Origin of the sequence: Streptomyces sp. NBC_00259 (assembly GCF_036181745.1) — a bacterium.
GTDB lineage: Bacteria > Actinomycetota > Actinomycetes > Streptomycetales > Streptomycetaceae > Streptomyces > Streptomyces pratisoli.
The window spans coordinates 4243935-4259053 of sequence record NZ_CP108080.1; the positions used below are offsets into that span (position 1 = coordinate 4243935).

The 15119-nt window shown below is 71.8% G+C and carries 14 protein-coding genes; 10 read left to right on the forward strand and 4 right to left on the reverse strand.

Going from position 1 to position 15119, the window contains the following annotated elements; translation table 11 throughout:
• Positions 1 to 24: 24 nt before the first annotated feature.
• The 8 genes from OG766_RS19185 to OG766_RS19220 all read left to right on the forward strand — a co-directional run bounded on the left by OG766_RS19185 (position 25) and on the right by OG766_RS19220 (position 7953).
• Positions 25 to 438, forward strand: coding sequence for a DUF3151 domain-containing protein (locus tag OG766_RS19185; RefSeq protein WP_266381035.1), 414 nt, complete (start codon positions 25 to 27; stop codon positions 436 to 438).
• Between the two features lie 171 nt (positions 439 to 609).
• Positions 610 to 1455, forward strand: coding sequence for a tryptophan 2,3-dioxygenase (gene kynA, locus OG766_RS19190; RefSeq protein WP_266381038.1), 846 nt, complete (start codon positions 610 to 612; stop codon positions 1453 to 1455).
• Positions 1448 to 2665 carry a kynureninase gene (kynU, locus tag OG766_RS19195; protein WP_266381041.1) on the forward strand — a complete coding sequence of 406 codons (1218 nt, stop codon included), beginning with the start codon at positions 1448 to 1450 and terminating at the stop codon, positions 2663 to 2665. Before kynA ends, kynU begins: the two co-directional genes overlap by 8 nt.
• 77 nt (positions 2666 to 2742) lie before the next feature.
• The gene (locus tag OG766_RS19200) at positions 2743 to 3630 is read left to right on the forward strand and encodes an alpha/beta hydrolase (protein WP_328725854.1); all 888 of its coding nucleotides are present in this window, start codon (positions 2743 to 2745) and stop codon (positions 3628 to 3630) included.
• A gap of 157 nt (positions 3631 to 3787) precedes the next feature.
• Complete coding sequence (locus OG766_RS19205) at positions 3788 to 4636, forward strand: NmrA family NAD(P)-binding protein (RefSeq protein WP_328725855.1); 849 nt, start codon at positions 3788 to 3790, stop codon at positions 4634 to 4636.
• 84 nt (positions 4637 to 4720) lie between these two features.
• Positions 4721 to 6070 (forward strand): sensor histidine kinase, encoded by a 1350-nt coding sequence (locus OG766_RS19210; protein WP_443045609.1) that lies wholly within the window; start codon positions 4721 to 4723, stop codon positions 6068 to 6070.
• Entirely contained in the window at positions 6067 to 6726 is a 660-nt protein-coding gene (locus OG766_RS19215) for a response regulator (RefSeq protein ID WP_266381050.1), read from the forward strand. Before OG766_RS19210 ends, OG766_RS19215 begins: the two co-directional genes overlap by 4 nt.
• An 18-nt stretch (positions 6727 to 6744) precedes the next feature.
• On the forward strand, positions 6745 to 7953 hold the full coding sequence (locus tag OG766_RS19220; protein ID WP_328725856.1) for a cytochrome P450: 1209 nt from the start codon (positions 6745 to 6747) through the stop codon (positions 7951 to 7953).
• Between the two features lie 130 nt (positions 7954 to 8083).
• Here OG766_RS19220 and OG766_RS19225 read toward each other — a convergent pair whose 3' ends face one another.
• A complete protein-coding gene (locus OG766_RS19225) occupies positions 8084 to 9700 on the reverse strand; it encodes an ABC transporter permease (protein WP_328725857.1) in 1617 nt (538 codons plus the stop codon).
• On the reverse strand, positions 9697 to 10608 hold the full coding sequence (locus OG766_RS19230; RefSeq protein ID WP_266381056.1) for an ABC transporter ATP-binding protein: 912 nt from the start codon (positions 10606 to 10608) through the stop codon (positions 9697 to 9699). The genes OG766_RS19225 and OG766_RS19230 overlap by 4 nt, the downstream gene beginning before the upstream one ends.
• Before the next feature lie 101 nt (positions 10609 to 10709).
• Here OG766_RS19230 and OG766_RS19235 point away from each other — a divergent pair, with 101 nt between their 5' ends.
• Positions 10710 to 11195 (forward strand): GbsR/MarR family transcriptional regulator, encoded by a 486-nt coding sequence (locus OG766_RS19235; protein ID WP_266384285.1) that lies wholly within the window; start codon positions 10710 to 10712, stop codon positions 11193 to 11195.
• Between the two features lie 25 nt (positions 11196 to 11220).
• On the opposite strand, the gene OG766_RS19240 is transcribed toward OG766_RS19235, so the two are convergent.
• On the reverse strand, positions 11221 to 12069 hold the full coding sequence (locus OG766_RS19240; RefSeq protein ID WP_328725858.1) for a diacylglycerol kinase: 849 nt from the start codon (positions 12067 to 12069) through the stop codon (positions 11221 to 11223).
• Between the two features lie 141 nt (positions 12070 to 12210).
• Between OG766_RS19240 and OG766_RS19245 the strand changes: the two genes are divergently transcribed.
• Entirely contained in the window at positions 12211 to 13494 is a 1284-nt protein-coding gene (locus OG766_RS19245) for an adenylosuccinate synthase (protein WP_266381060.1), read from the forward strand.
• Positions 13495 to 13540: 46 nt separating this feature from the next.
• On the opposite strand, the gene OG766_RS19250 is transcribed toward OG766_RS19245, so the two are convergent.
• Positions 13541 to 15067 carry a substrate-binding domain-containing protein gene (locus OG766_RS19250; RefSeq protein WP_328725859.1) on the reverse strand — a complete coding sequence of 509 codons (1527 nt, stop codon included), beginning with the start codon at positions 15065 to 15067 and terminating at the stop codon, positions 13541 to 13543.
• Between the last annotated feature and the right edge of the window lie 52 nt (positions 15068 to 15119).

Here is a 15119-nt window from a genome sequence, read left to right on the forward strand (position 1 = left end):
CGCCGACCTGTGACACTGGAACCCATGGTCATCCACGAAAACCTGCTGGGGGGACCGCCCCCCACTCATCTGCCCGACGTCCCCGAGCCGCGGGAGATGCTCGCGAACGGCACGGCGCCCGCCGACGTCGCCGCGAAGTACCCGACCTCCTCGCTGGCCTGGGCCCAGCTCGCCGACGACGCGTTCGCGGGCGGCCGGGTCGTCGAGTCGTACGCGTACGCGCGTACGGGCTACCACCGGGGCCTCGACGCGCTGCGCCGCAGCGGCTGGAAGGGTCACGGCCCGGTGCCGTGGGAGCACGAGCCCAATCGTGGCTTCCTGCGTGCCCTGCACGCGCTCGCCCGTGCCGCCCGGGCGATCGGCGAGCAGGACGAGTACGAGCGCTGCACGACGTTCCTGCGGGACTCGTCCCAGACGGCGGCGGACACCCTCGGCTGATCCCCGGCCCCGGCCGCACCGGCCCTCGGGGGCGGATGTCCTTCCCGGGCATCCGCCCCTCGCGTCACCGGCGGGACCCGTGTTTATGATGCGCGCAGGGGACCGGAGCTCCGACACCACCAACGGAAAGGGGCGGACCGCTACCCGGACACCTGTGTCAGGAGACAGCGAATGTCGCAGTATCCCGATGCCTCCGGAGCCGGTTCGGTCACCCCGAACCTCGACTTCGCGGGCACGACCCCGTACGAGGACTACGTCCAGGCCGACGTGCTCACCCACCTCCAGCACCCCCTCTCCGACGATCCCGGCGAGATGGTGTTCCTGGTCACCACCCAGGTGATGGAGCTGTGGTTCACCGTCATCGTCCACGAGTGGGAGACCGCCTCCCGCGCCCTGCGCCGCGACGAAGTGCCCGTCGCGCTGGACGCGCTCAAGCGCTCCGTACGGGAGCTGGACGCGCTCAACGCCTCGTGGCGGCCGCTCGCACAGCTCACGCCCATGCAGTTCAACTCGTACCGCAGCGCCCTCGGTGAGGGCTCCGGCTTCCAGTCGGCGATGTACCGGCGGATGGAGTTCCTGCTCGGCGAGAAGTCGGCGTCGATGCTGGTGCCGCACCGCGGCGCCCCGCGCGTCCACGCCGAGCTGGAGAAGGCCCTGCACGAGCCGAGCCTCTACGACGAGGTGCTGCGGCTGCTGGCCCGGCGCGGGCTGCCCGTGCCGCAGTCCGTCCTCGACCGCGATCTGTCGCAGCGCTACGAGCCGTCGCCCGAGATCGAGCAGGTGTGGGCCGCCGTGTACCGGGACGACGACCAGCATGCCGAGCTGGTACGGCTCGGCGAGGCGCTCACCGACGTCGGCGAGCTGGTGTGGCGCTGGCGCAACGATCACCTCGTCGCGACCCGGCGGGCCATGGGCTCCAAGACCGGCACCGGTGGCTCCGCGGGCGTCGCCTGGCTGGAGAAGCGGGCGACGAAGAACGTCTTCCCCGAGCTGTGGACGGCGCGCAGCCATGTCTGATACCACACTCGCCGACACGGCGGCGGCGCTGGACGCCGCGGACGAACTGGCCGAGCGACGCGAACTGTTCGCGCTCGAAGGCTCCGTGGTGTACCTCGACGGGAACTCGCTCGGCGCGCTGCCGCGCCACGTCCCGGACCGGCTGGCCGATGTCGTCACCCGTGAATGGGGCGAGCTGCGCATCCGCTCCTGGGACGAGAGCGGCTGGTGGACGGCGCCCGAGCGGATCGGTGAGCGGATCGCCCCGCTCGTCGGCGCGGCGCCCGGCCAGGTCGTGGTCGGCGACTCGACCAGCGTCAACGTCTTCAAGGCGGTCGTCGCGGCGGTACGGATGGCCCCGGACGACCGGGACGAGATCCTCGTCGACGCGACGACGTTCCCCACGGACGGGTACATCGCTCAGTCCGCGGCCCGGCTGACCGGCCGCCGCCTCGTGCCCGTCACCCCGGCGGAGCTGCCCGCCGCGCTCGGGCCCCGTACCGCCGTCGTGCTCCTCAACCACGTCGACTACCGCACCGGCCGGCTGCACGACCTGCCGGCGCTCACCGCGGCCGTCCACGAGGCGGGCGCCCTGGCCGTGTGGGACCTGTGCCACAGCGCGGGCGCGCTGCCCGTCGGCCTCGACGAGCACGGCGTGGACCTCGCGGTGGGCTGCACGTACAAGTACCTCAACGGAGGCCCGGGTTCGCCGGCGTACCTGTACGTCGCCGAGCGCCACCAGGACCGGTTCGACTCGCCGCTGCCCGGCTGGAACTCGCACGCCGACCCGTTCGCGATGGCAGCGGGATTCGCGGCGGCTGACGGAGCGGTGCGCGGCAGGGTCGGCACGCCGGACATCCTGTCGATGCTCGCGCTGGAGGCGGCCCTCGACGTGTGGGACGGGGTCACGGTGGAGGCGGTACGGGCCAAGAGCCTCGCCCTCACGGACTTCTTCCTGGAGTGCGTCGAGGCGTACGTGCCGAAGGGCAGGGTCACCTCGCTCACCCCGGTCGCGCACGCCGAGCGCGGGAGCCAGGTCGCGCTGTCCTGCCCGGACGCCCCGGCCGTGATGGAGGAGCTGATCGCCCGCGGGGTCGTCGGCGATCTGCGCCGCCCTGACGTGCTGCGATTCGGGTTCACTCCGCTGTACGTCGGATTCGCGGACACCGAGCGCGCGGCGCGGACTCTCGCCGACGTCCTCGCCGAGGTGCCCGCCCCGCAGATCGGCTGACAGCAGGGGGCCGGGGGCCTGGTACCGTCCCCGCTGGTCAGGCCAATTCGGCCCCCTCACCGAAAGGTTGGAGCAGCATGCCGGACTCCGCCGCCGCTCGCGACGCCGCCGAGGAGGCCTCGGCCATGTCGCATCCGGCCGTTGCCCCGGACGCCTCGGCCGCGTACGGCGAACACCCCGACCAGGTCGTGGACTTCTACGCGCCGCGCGACGGCCGGGACCGGGCACCGCTGGTGGTGGTGCTGCACGGCGGGGCGTGGCGGGCGCCGTACGACCGGCAGCACATCACCCCGTTCGCGGACTTCCTGGCGCGGCGAGGTTTCGCCGTGGCCAATGTGGAGTACCGCAGGGGCCCTTCACTGCCCCAGCAGCGCGACGACGACGCGGCCGGCGACGGCCCGGTGGCGGGCCGCTGGCCGGACACGTTCGACGACGTCGCGGCAGCGCTCGACGCGCTTCCGGAGCTGGCCCGTACGACGCTGCCGCAGGCCGACCCGCGGCGCACGGTCGTCACCGGCCACTCGGCGGGCGGGCATCTCGCGCTGTGGGCGGCGGCCCGGCATGTGCTGCCGACCGGCTCGCCGTGGCGGCTGACGGCGGCACCGCTGCTGCGCGGTGTCGTCCCGCTCGCCCCGATCGCGGACCTGGGGCGGGCGGTCGAGCTGGACGTGTGCGGTGGCGCGGTGCTCCAGCTCATCGGTGGTGAGGGCGAGTTCGACAAGCGTGCCGGGTACGTGGACCCGGCGGCGCTGCTGCCCACCGGGATCGCGACGGCCGTCGTCCAGGGCCGTGAGGACACCGTCGTACCGCAGGCCGTGGCCGAGGCGTACGTCGACGCGGCCGCGAAGGCGGGCGAGACGGTGGGGCTGACGCTGCTGGAGGACGTCGGTCACTTCCCGCTGATCGATCCGGCGGCGGACGCGTGCGCGGTGGTGGCGGAGGAGATCGCCCAACTGGCCTGGTGAGCGCGGCCTGGTGAGCGCGGCCCGGTGACAGCGTTCGGCTTGGCGGCAGCGGCCTGGTGACCGCGCCCGCCGGGTGACGGCGGCCGGGCCGGACCGTGCCAGGGGAAGCTCCGCCTCGCGGACAGAAGATGTCCGCGAGGCTTCCTACGGTGAGGCCATGCCGAACCCCATGGACCCCCAGAAGATCCTTGTCACCGGAGCCACCGGCACCGTCGGCCGCCAGGTCGTCGCCGAGCTGGTCGACCGCGGCCACACGGTCCGCGCCCTCACCCGCGACCCCGCGAAGGCGAGGACGGCGCTCCCGGAGGGCGTCGAGGTCGTCCAGGGCGATCTCACCGATCCGCCGAGCCTCGTCCCGGCCCTCGACGGTGTCACCGGACTGCACCTCATCACCTTCGACGGGCCGTACATGGCCTCGCTGGAGACCGGAGCGCAGATCGTCGAACTCGCCCGCACGGCCGGGGTGCGGCGCGTCACGGTCCTGCACGGCGGCGGTCCCACGCCGCTCCAGGACGCGGTGGAGGCGAGCGATCTGGCCTGGACGGTGCTGATGCCGGTCGAGTTCATGGCGAACGCGCTGGAGTGGGCCGGGGCGATCCGGGCCGAGGACGCGGTCGGCGAGCCGTTCACCGAGCGGCTGAGCGCCATGGTGCACGAGGCCGACATCGGCGCGGTCGGCGCGGTCGCGCTCACCGAGGACGGCCACGGCGGACAGTCGTACGTGATCACCGGGCCCGAGGTGCTGAGCCTTAAGGACAAGGTGGACACGCTCGCGGACGCCCGGGGCAGGGCGATCCGGCTGGTCGGGCTCACGCCGGACGAGGCCATGGCGAAGTGGCGGGCCGGCGGTCTGCCGCAGGACGTGATCGACTTCCTGATCGAGGTCTACGGGAACACCCCGCCCGAGGGCAGGACCGTCACCGGCACCGTGCGGAGGGTCACCGGGCGCCCGGCTCGTACCTTCGCCCGGTGGGCGGCGGAGCACGCGGCCGCGTTCCGCGTCTGACCAGGGCGGACCCGTGTAGTACCTGCGACGGACGCGGAAGGATCCGCATCACAGGTGACGACCGCGTCCGTCCGCGCACGTACCTTGGCTGACGTGACCGACACGCAGCCCACGCAGCGCATACCGCGCTCACCGCGCACCGATGCCGAGAGCCGCACCCCCGAGTTCCGCCTGGCCATGGGCGCGCTCGGCGGACTGCGGCAGGACCTCTTCCACGACGCCTTCGCCTACCGCCCGCTGCAGCCGAGGCCGGCCGACGGGCCGGTGATCCGCCGGCTGCCGCAGCGGATACGCAGGTACGCGGTCTGGACCCCGCACGCGTTCGTCGCGTTCGTCGCGCTGATCGTGCTGGCCGCGAGCAGCACGACGAACGGTCTGAACGGTCTCGTGTCGATCGTCTTCGGCGCGATCCCCGCGGCCGTGGTGCTGATGACGCTGGTCCGTCCGGTGCTGGCGTTCTGGGCCTCGCTGGCCACCTCGCTCTTCTTCGGGGTCCTTGCCAACCCGTGGGGCGACTGGCCCTGGTCGGGCGCCACGATCACCTTGCACGTCGCCGTCCTGACCTTCGTCGCGGCGCGCACCCGTCCGCGCACCGCCATGTGGATGTGGCTGCTGACCGGCGCGTACGGACTTGCCGCCGAGACGCTGCTGAGCAGTGGGTACGGCGCCGGCAGCACCGGTCCGCTGATGGTCGTCTCGGCGTTCGTGCTCCTCGTGGTCGCCATGGTCCAGGTCCGTCGCGAGGCGCGTGAGGAGGTCGCCGTCCAGCAGAGCGTCACCGCGGTCGAGCGCGACCGGCGCACACTCCTGGAGGAGCGCACCACCATCGCCCGTGAGCTGCACGATGTGGTCGCCCACCACATGTCGGTCGTCGCGATCCAGGCGGAGGCCGCCCCCTACCGGGTGGAGAACCCGCCGCCCGAGCTGGAGCAGGCCTTCGTGACGATCCGGGAGAACGCGGTCGCGGCGCTGACCGAACTGCGCCGGGTCCTCGGAGTCGTACGGGCCGAGGACTACGAGGCGCCGGACGCGCCGCAGCCGACGCTCGCCGATCTCGACGGGCTGCTGGGCAATGTCCGTGACGCCGGTCTCGAGGTCGACCTCGCGATCACCGGCGCGGTGCGTGAACTGCCGCAGGGCGTCGAGCTGTCCGCGTACCGCATCGTCCAGGAGGCCCTCAGCAACGCGCTGCGCCACGCGCCCGGCGCGCCCGCGAAGGTCGAGGTCTCGTACGTCCTCGGCGGGCTGGGGCTCCGTATCGTCAACGGACCCGCGCGCGGGCTGGTCAAGCCCTCGCCGGGCGCAGGGCACGGCATCACGGGCATGCGGGAGCGGGTGACCATGCTGAACGGCGAGATGACGGCCGAGCAGACCGAGGACGGCGGCTACGAGGTCGCCGCGTTCCTCCCCGTCGTGAAGGACGAGACCGCATGAGCATCCGTGTGCTGATCGTCGACGACCAGGCGATGGTCCGCGAGGGCTTCTCCGTCCTGCTGAACGCCATGCCCGACATCGAGGTGATCGGCGAGGCGGTCAACGGCCGCGAGGCCGTCGCCCAGGTCGCCGCCCTGCGCCCCGATGTCGTCCTCATGGACATCCGCATGCCCGAGCTGAACGGCATCGAGGCCACCCGGGAGATCGTCGCGGCCGACGAGGACGCGAAGGTGCTGGTCCTGACCACCTTCGACCTCGACGAGTACGTGTACCAGGCCCTGCGCGCCGGGGCTTCCGGCTTCCTCCTGAAGGACGCCTCCGCCCGGCAGCTCGCCGACGGCGTCCGGGTCGTGGCGGCCGGCGAGGCGCTCCTCGCCCCGACGGTCACCCGCCGTCTGATCACCGAGTTCTCCCGCATCTCGGCGGCGCCCCGGCCCCCGGCGCTGGCCCAGATCGGCGATCTGACCGAACGCGAGACGGAGGTCCTCGTCCTGATCGCCCAGGGCCTGTCCAACGCGGAGATCGCCTCCCATCTCGTCGTCGCCGAGTCCACGATCAAGACCCACGTCAGCCGGATCCTGGTGAAACTGGGGCTGCGGGACCGGACGCAGGCGGCGGTGTTCGCGTACGAGGCGAGGCTGGTCACGCCGGGGTAGCCCGGCTAGCGTCCGCGTATGGATGCTCCTGTGTTCGCTCCCTGGTCGCCCGCGTTCGTCGCGGACCCGTATCCCGCGTACGCGGACCTGCGTGCGCGGGGGCGGGTGCACTGGTTCGAGCCGACGAGGCAGTGGCTCGTCCCGCACCACGCCGACGTGTCGGCCCTGCTGCGGGACCGTCGCCTCGGCCGGACGTATCTGCACCGGTTCAGCCACGAGGAGTTCGGGCGTACGCCGCCGCCGGCCGCGCACGAGCCGTTCCACACGCTGAACGACAACGGGCTGCTGGACCTGGAAGCGCCGGACCACACGCGGATCCGGCGGCTGGTGACGAAGGCGTTCACGCCCCGGACCGTGCAGGAGCTGGAGCCGACCGTGCGGCGGCTGGCCGCCGGGCTGGTGGGGAAGCTGGTCGGCAACGGCGGGGGCGATCTCCTCGCGGAGGTCGCCGAACCGCTGCCGGTCGCCGTCATCGCGGAGATGCTCGGCATCCCAGAGGCGGACCGTGACCCGCTGCGGCCCTGGTCGGCGGACATCTGCGGGATGTACGAGCTGAACCCGTCCGAGGAGACCGCGGCGCGGGCCGTCCGGGCGTCGCTCGAATTCTCCGCGTATCTGCGGGAGCTGATCGCCGAGCGGCGCAAGGAGCCCGGCCAGGACCTGATCTCGGCACTGATCGCCGCGTACGACGAGGGCGACCGCCTCAGCGAGCAGGAGATGGTCTCCACGTGTGTGCTGCTGCTGAACGCCGGGCACGAGGCGACCGTCAACACGACCGCGAACGGCTGGTGGACGCTCTTCCGGCATCCTGAGCAGCTGGCCGTCCTGCGGGCCGACCCCGCGCTGCTGCCCACGGCCGTCGAGGAGCTGATGCGGTACGACACCCCGCTCCAGCTCTTCGAACGCTGGGTCCTCGACGACATCGAGATCGGCGGCACGGTCGTCCCGCGCGGCTCCGAAGTCGCCCTGCTCTTCGGCTCGGCCAACCGCGACCCCGCCCGCTTCGCGCGCCCGGACGAACTGGACCTCGCCCGCCCCGACAACCCGCACATCACCTTCGGCGCGGGCATCCACTACTGCCTGGGCGCGCCGCTGGCGCGGGTCGAGCTGGCCGCGGTGTTCGGTGAGTTGCTGCGTCAGGCTCCGTCGATGCGGTTGGCGTCGGAGCCGCAGTGGGGGCCGGGTTTCGTGATCCGGGGGGTACGGGAGCTGCGCGTCGAGCTGTGACCGGGGTCCGGGGCGAACGGAACCCCGGACGGCGCGGGCGCGGCGCCCCCACTCCGCTACAGGTGGAGGCGCCGCGCGTCCGGGGAACGGGACGTCGGGTCCGACCGGATCGTCGGGTCCGACCGGGACGTCAGGTCTGGAGGTCACGGCGGCGCAGGCCCGCCAGACCGGCCGCCGCCAGCCCCGCCGCCAGCGCCGTCAGCAGCACCACCGGCGTCCACGACATCTCGGGACCCGGCAGCTTCGGCAGATGTCCGAAGGGGGAGAGGTCCAGCACGGACCGGGGCAGGTTCAGCGCGGGTCCGATCCAGCCGAGTGCCAGGCACAGCCCCGCCACTCCCCACGCCGCCACGGCCGCCTTGGGGAAGGCTCCGTACAGCAGCAGCGCGAGGGCTGCGAGCGTCCACACCGCGGGTACCTGGACCAGAGCGGCGCCCAGGAGCGCGGGGAGTTCGCCGCCGTGGCCGATCGCCATGCCGGCCCCGCTGAGGAGCATGACGAGCGCGGCGCCGCCGAAGGCGATGGCGAGGTGGCCCGCCGCCCACGGGAGACGGCCGACGGCGTTCGCGAGGATCGGCTCGGCGCGCTGGGACGTCTCCTCGCCGTGCATGCGCAGGACCGACGCGACCGCGTACAGCGCGGCGATCATCCCGAACATCCCGGTCATCGCGCCCAGGAAGGCGTCGGTGAGTGCCGCCTGCCCGCCCATGCGCTGGAAGATCTCCCTGGCCTGTTCGTTGTCGCCGACCAGATCGGCCGCACCGCTCGCCATGCCGCCGAAGACGATCCCCGCGAGCAGGAAGCCCGCCGCCCAGCCGAGGAGGGTGGCGCGCTGGAGCCGCCAGGCGAGGCCGCCGGCCGTCGCGATCCGGCCCTCGGCCGGACCCGGTCGGGTGGGCAGGAAGCTCATGCCGACGTCGCGTCGCCCGGCCAGGGTGAACGCGACGACGCACTGCCCGGCCACCGCCGCGGCGATCAGCAGGATCACCCACCACCGCTCGTCGGCGAAGGCCCGTACGTTCTCGGCCCAGCCGATCGGCGACAGCCACGTCAGCACGGACGACCCGTCGGCCGTGCCCGCGTCCCCGGAAGCCCGCAGGACGAAGGCCAGACCGAGGACCCCGGACGTCAGTCCCTTGGCGAGCCGGGCGCTCTCGCTCAGCTGGGCGGCGATCGCCGCCATCGTGGCGAACAGCACGCCGGTCCCGCCGATCGCGAGGCCGAGCGCGAGCGCACCGCCCGCGCCCAGCCCGGACAGACCCGCGGTGACCATCAGCGCCACCGCGGCGTTGGCGATCACCGCGGTCAGCAGCGCCGCGGTCAGCGGCGCCCGCCGGCCGACCATCGCCGACGACAGCAGTTCCTGACGGCCCGTCTCCTCCTCCTCGCGCGTGTGCCGTACGACGATGATCAGGCTCATCACCGCGGCGAGCACGGCGGCGAAGGTGCCGAACCGCCAGGCGACGAGACCGCCGATGTCGTGGTCGAAGACCGGTCCGTACATGCTGCGCATCGAGCTGTTCGCGGCCATCGACGCGGCGAGCTGCGCCCGCTCGGCCTCGGTGTCGTACAGCGTCTCGAGCGAGCCGACACCGCTGACGACCATCAGGGCGACCACGAGCACCCAGATGGGGAGCAAGAGCCGGTCACGGCGCAGGGCGAGCCTGAGCAACGCCCCCGTGCCGGCCAGCGGCCGGGAACCTCCGCCGCGCACGGCGAAGGTGCCGGCCTCCGCTACGGCGGTCATCGTGCCATCGCCTCTTCCGCGCGTACGTCGTCCTGGTAGTGGCGGAGGAACAGCTCGTCCAGCGTGGGCGGCGTGCTGGTCAGCGACCTGACGCCCGACTCGGTGAGCGAGCGCAGCACGGCGTTCAGCTTGTCCGTGTCGACCTGGAGCCTGACCCGCTTTCCCTGGATGTCGAGGTCGTGCACGCCGGGCAGCCGGGCCAGTCCGTTGGGCGCGCCGACGAGTTCCGCGCTCACGCTGGTACGGGTCAGATGGCGCAGGTCGGCGAGCGAGCCGCTCTCCACGGTGACGCCCTTGCGGATGATGCTGACCCGGTCGCAGAGGGCCTCGACCTCGCTGAGCACATGGCTGGAGAGCAGGATCGTCCTTCCGCGGTCGCGCTCCTCGGCGACGCAGCTCTGGAAGACCTCCTCCATCAGCGGGTCGAGACCGCTCGTCGGCTCGTCGAGGATGAGCACGTCGACGTCGGAGGCGAAGGCGGCGACGAGGGCGACCTTCTGCCGGTTGCCCTTGGAGTACGTACGCCCCTTCTTGGTCGGGTCGAGTTCGAACCGCTCGATGAGCCGGCCGCGCCGCGTCGTGTCGAGACCTCCGCGCAGCCGCCCGTAGAGGTCGATGACCTCGCCGCCGGAGAGGTTGCGCCAGAGCGTCACGTCGCCGGGCACGTACGCGACGCGCCGGTGCAGCTCGACCGCGTCCTTCCAGGGGTCCCTGCCGAGCAGCTGGGCGGCGCCGGAGTCGGCACGCAGCAGTCCCAGCAGGACCCGGATGGTGGTCGACTTGCCGGCGCCGTTGGGGCCGAGGAAGCCGTGGACCTCACCGGTCTCGACCGCGAGGTCGAGGCCGTCCAGTGCGTGGGTACGCCCGAACGACTTGTGCAGTCCGGCGACCGTGATTGCCTTCGTCATGATTCAGAACGTACGCTAGCTTCACAAATTTGTGAAGTTAAGGAAGCGTATAAACTGGGCGACGGGCCGTGAGCAGGGGAGATGATCCAGGGGTGACGCAGATGACCGACAAGGCGAGGGACGAAGAGGCGGTCTCGCGGTTCGTGGAGAGCTTCGCCGCGCAGCTCGTCGAAGCCGGGATGACGCGCATGCCCGCCCGGGTCTTCGCCGCGCTGCTCGCCTCCGACTCCGGCGCGCTGACCTCCGCCGAGCTGGGGGAACAGCTCCAGGTCAGCCCCGCGGCGGTCTCCGGCGCGGTGCGCTACCTCTCCCAGGTGCACATGGTGTCGCGCGAGCGCGAGCCCGGTTCACGACGGGAGCGCTACCGCGTGCACAGCGACCAGTGGTACGAGGCGCTGACCAACCGTGACGCGATCCTGAAGCGGTGGTCGGACTCCCTGCGCGAGGGCGTGGCCGGCCTCGGCGCCGACACCCCGGCCGGGCGTCGGCTGGCGGAGACCATCGCCTTCTTCGACTTCATCCAGGGCGAGCTCGTCGAGATGATGGAGCGCTGGCGGGCGCACCGGAGCGAGCACTTCCCCTCGTGACCGTACGAGCACTTCCCCCACGTGACTAACCGGGCGGCGCCACCACCGGAAGCGTCAACGACCACGCCTTCGGCCGCAGCGTCCACGTGCGCTGTCTGACCGGGCCCGTGATCACGGCGTCCGCGCGGTAGCGGAAGCTCGGGCCCGAGACGGTGACGACCTTGGCGAGGGTGCGCAGGGGCTCCTCGGCGGACGGGCGGCGCACGGTCACCTCGGCGGCGCCCTCGGCCGTCCGTACCCGTACGTCCTCGACCGGCTCGTCCAGATCGCTCAGCAGCACCCCGTCCGCCTCCACCCGCAGCCGGTGCGTGCGCGCGAGCGGCGGCACGGGCGGGGCGGGCCGGACGAGGGTGCGGACCAGGGACCGGCAGGTGTCCCACACCGAGCCCGCCACGCCCGCGGGGCCACCGGCCGCGGCCGCACCGGGGCCCGCGGCCGACGGCGTGGCCGGAATGCGCAGTTCGCCCAGCACCACCCCGTCGCTGTCGTCGACGAGCAGGTCGAGCGGGTGCGCGGCACCGTCGAGCACCGCCCGCGCGGCCGCCACCGCACCGGTCGGCACGCCCAGCGCCCGCGCGAGTTCCGTGGACGGCGCGGCTCCCACCGGTACGAGCGAGAGGGCGTCGTCGGCCAGCTCCCGCGCCCGGTGCAGAAAGCCCACGGCACGCAGCAGCGCACGGTCGTCGCCGACCACGACGAGCCGCCGCGAACCCCTTCTGGCCAGTGCCCGGGAAAATTCCTCGGGCCCGTCGGGCAGGCAGATCTTCGCCGCCGACCCGGCACACAACACATCCTTCACGATCCGAACGGACTCGCCGTCGAAACGGCGGGCGACCGGGTCGATGACCACCAGGAGCTGGTCGTGAGCCGACACCTCGGTCCTTCCTCGGGTAGCATCTTTGTGCAAGAGCCCCTTGCGCTATTGCGCCAGGGGCTTGGTCTATTCCGGGGCACCGGGTTGGCGGCTCAGGCCCCCTGACCATGGACATGCCCCGCCCGGAAGGGGTGTACGCCTGTGCCCGCACTTGTGCTGCTCGGTGCTCAGTGGGGTGACGAAGGCAAGGGAAAGGCCACCGACCTCCTCGGTGGATCCGTGGATTACGTGGTGCGTTACCAGGGCGGTAACAATGCCGGCCACACGGTTGTCGTCGGCGACCAGAAGTATGCGCTCCACCTCCTCCCTTCCGGAATCCTCTCGCCGGGGTGCACCCCGGTCATCGGCAACGGAGTCGTCGTCGACCCGGCGGTCCTGCTCTCCGAGCTGAGCGGGCTGAACGAGCGCGGCGTGGATACGTCCAAGCTCCTGATCAGCGGAAACGCTCATCTGATCACCCCGTACAACGTCACGCTCGACAAGGTGACGGAACGGTTCCTCGGTAAGCGCAAGATCGGCACGACCGGCCGCGGTATCGGCCCGACGTACGCCGACAAGATCAACCGCGTCGGCATCCGGGTCCAGGACCTCTACGACGAGTCGATCCTGGCCCAGAAGGTCGAGGCGGCGCTGGAGAACAAGAACCAGCTCCTGGCCAAGGTCTTCAACCGCCGCGCGATCGAGGCGGACCGGATCGTGGAGGAGATGCTCCAGTACGCGGAGCAGATCAAGCCGTACGTCGCCGACACCACGCTGATCCTGAACAATGCCATCGACGAGGGCAAGGTCGTCCTCTTCGAGGGCGGCCAGGGCACCCTCCTCGACGTCGACCACGGCACGTACCCGTTCGTGACGTCGAGCAACCCGACGGCGGGCGGTGCCTGCACCGGCGCCGGCGTCGGCCCGACCAAGATCAGCCGCGTCATCGGCATCCTCAAGGCGTACACGACCCGCGTCGGCGCCGGCCCGTTCCCGACGGAGCTGTTCGACGACGACGGCGAGGCGCTGCGCCGCATCGGCGGCGAGCGGGGCGTGACCACGGGCCGCGACCGCCGCTGCGGCTGGTTCGACGCGGTCATCGCCCGCTACGCGACCCGGGTCAACGGCCTGACCGACTTCTTCCTCACCAAGCTGGACGTGCTGACCGGCTGGGAGCAGATCCCGGTCTGCGTCGCGTACGAGATCGACGGCAAGCGCGTCGAGGAGCTGCCGTACTCGCAGACCGACTTCCACCACGCGAAGCCGGTGTACGAGTACCTGCCGGGCTGGTCCGAGGACATCACCAAGGCCAAGACCTTCGCCGACCTGCCGAAGAACGCGCAGGACTACGTGAAGGCGCTGGAGGAGATGTCGGGCGCGCCGATCTCGGCGATCGGTGTCGGCCCCGGCCGCACCGAGACGATCGAGATCAACTCGTTCCTGTAGGAGCGCGGGCAGTCACGACGAAGGGGCTGCGGGTCCCGCGGTGAGGTCACTCCTCGCCGCAGACCCGCAGCCCCTTCGGCGTCACGCACGGCAGATGCCCGTGCGTCGTGATGACGTCCTGCCCGCCGCCCAGCCTCATGTAGTTGAGGAAGCTGGACGCGAGCGAGTCGGCCGGCGGCCGGCCGTAGGTGTACGCGTACTCGATCTCCCGGTACGGGTACGCGCTCGCGCCGATCGTCTCGACCGACGGCGCCTCGCCGTCGATGTCGAGCCGGTGGGCGCCCTTCAGGCCCGCGCCGCCGCGCAGTTCGCTGTAGCCGATGGCGCCGGGAAGTCTGGCCACGGTGGCCAGGACCTGTTCGGTGCTGTCGAGTTCGCAGCGGACGACCTTCGCCCCGGGGTCGTCCTTGTGGAGGCAGTCGCGGGAGGAGTTCGCCGGCTCGTTGCGGCCGAGGACGCGGCGCTGGAAGACCTCGCGGGTGCCGGAGTTGGCGTCACGGCTGACGAGGAGGATGCCGAGGGGCGGACCGCCCAGCTCGCTCCAGTCGGTGATCTCTCCGTCGTAGATCCTGCGGACGTCGTCGAGGGCGAGGTTCTTCACCGGCACCTTGTCGTTGACGAGGAGGGCGAAGGCGGAGACGGCGACACGGTTCTCGCGCAGCTGCGCGAAGCCGCCCGGTTTCGGTCCGTCGGAGAGGGCGATCAGGGGCGGTGAGCCCTTGTCCGACTGCTCGCCCCGTTCGGCGAGTTCCCGTATCCCGGCGGCACTGCCGTGCGCGTCCACGGTGATCTTCGAGCCCGCGCAGTCCTTCTCGTACTTCTTCGCCAGCTCCCGTGCGACCGGCGCGAAGGCGGTCGACCCGGTGATGGTCAGCTCGCCCTTGGCGCAGCCGATCGGCGGCCGGGTGTCGTCCCGTACGACGATGATCGCGGCGAGCGCGACGACACAGGCGGTCAGCAGCACCGTGATGTTGCGGGCGGCCGTGCTGAACAGCGGGGTCTTGTCGTCGGGGAGGATGGCGCGGTTCGGCATCACCTCGCCGTCGCGGATGCCCCCGGTGATCCGGACCTCGCAGCCGACCGGCCCGCCCGAGAGCAGCACCAGCAGCTTGAAGTGCTCGCCGTGGTTGAGCGGAACGCGCGGGATGTAGAGGGTGTTGCCCACGAACCGCAGCCCCGCGGCCGGGGTGAAGTGCTCCGCCAGATGGTCCGCGCCGGACGGCTGGGTGACGGCGAGGCCGCGGACGAAGCGGTCGGTGAAGTCGACGGTGAGACCGTGCAGTTCACGGCCCGTGTAGTCGTTGTCCGCGATGCTCTGCGAGCCGTCGTTCTCGATGCGCAGCAGGACGAGGGTGCCGTCGGACATGTCGGGGGTGTCGTTGAACAGCCCGAGCCGGATGGTGGACCGGCCGTTGCGTACGTTGCTGCCGATCGGGGTGTCGAGCTGGATGCGGTAGCCGATGCGTTTCCTGCTCGGGATGCGACGCTCGTACCAGAGCACGCCGGCCGAGGCCAGGATGCCGAGCACGGCGGTACCCAAGGCGACAATGTTCTCGGCGCTCACCCACTCCACGGAGAGTCACCGTACGTGCGTGCGAGGTGAGTCGGGGCGCCCGGGACGTTCC

What these genes read in the sequence shown, in the direction of transcription:
- kynU (WP_266381041.1), top strand. Translation starts at nt 1,448, where the DNA reads ATGTCTGATACCACACTCGCCGACACGGCGGCGGCGCTGGACGCCGCG.
- OG766_RS19230 (WP_266381056.1), bottom strand. Translation starts at nt 10,608, where the DNA reads ATGACGAAGGCAATCACGGTCGCCGGACTGCACAAGTCGTTCGGGCGT.
- OG766_RS19200 (WP_328725854.1), top strand. Translation starts at nt 2,743, where the DNA reads ATGCCGGACTCCGCCGCCGCTCGCGACGCCGCCGAGGAGGCCTCGGCC.
- OG766_RS19205 (WP_328725855.1), top strand. Translation starts at nt 3,788, where the DNA reads ATGCCGAACCCCATGGACCCCCAGAAGATCCTTGTCACCGGAGCCACC.
- kynA (WP_266381038.1), top strand. Translation starts at nt 610, where the DNA reads ATGTCGCAGTATCCCGATGCCTCCGGAGCCGGTTCGGTCACCCCGAAC.
- OG766_RS19225 (WP_328725857.1), bottom strand. Translation starts at nt 9,700, where the DNA reads ATGACCGCCGTAGCGGAGGCCGGCACCTTCGCCGTGCGCGGCGGAGGT.
- OG766_RS19215 (WP_266381050.1), top strand. Translation starts at nt 6,067, where the DNA reads ATGAGCATCCGTGTGCTGATCGTCGACGACCAGGCGATGGTCCGCGAG.
- OG766_RS19220 (WP_328725856.1), top strand. Translation starts at nt 6,745, where the DNA reads ATGGATGCTCCTGTGTTCGCTCCCTGGTCGCCCGCGTTCGTCGCGGAC.
- OG766_RS19235 (WP_266384285.1), top strand. Translation starts at nt 10,710, where the DNA reads ATGACCGACAAGGCGAGGGACGAAGAGGCGGTCTCGCGGTTCGTGGAG.
- OG766_RS19185 (WP_266381035.1), top strand. Translation starts at nt 25, where the DNA reads ATGGTCATCCACGAAAACCTGCTGGGGGGACCGCCCCCCACTCATCTG.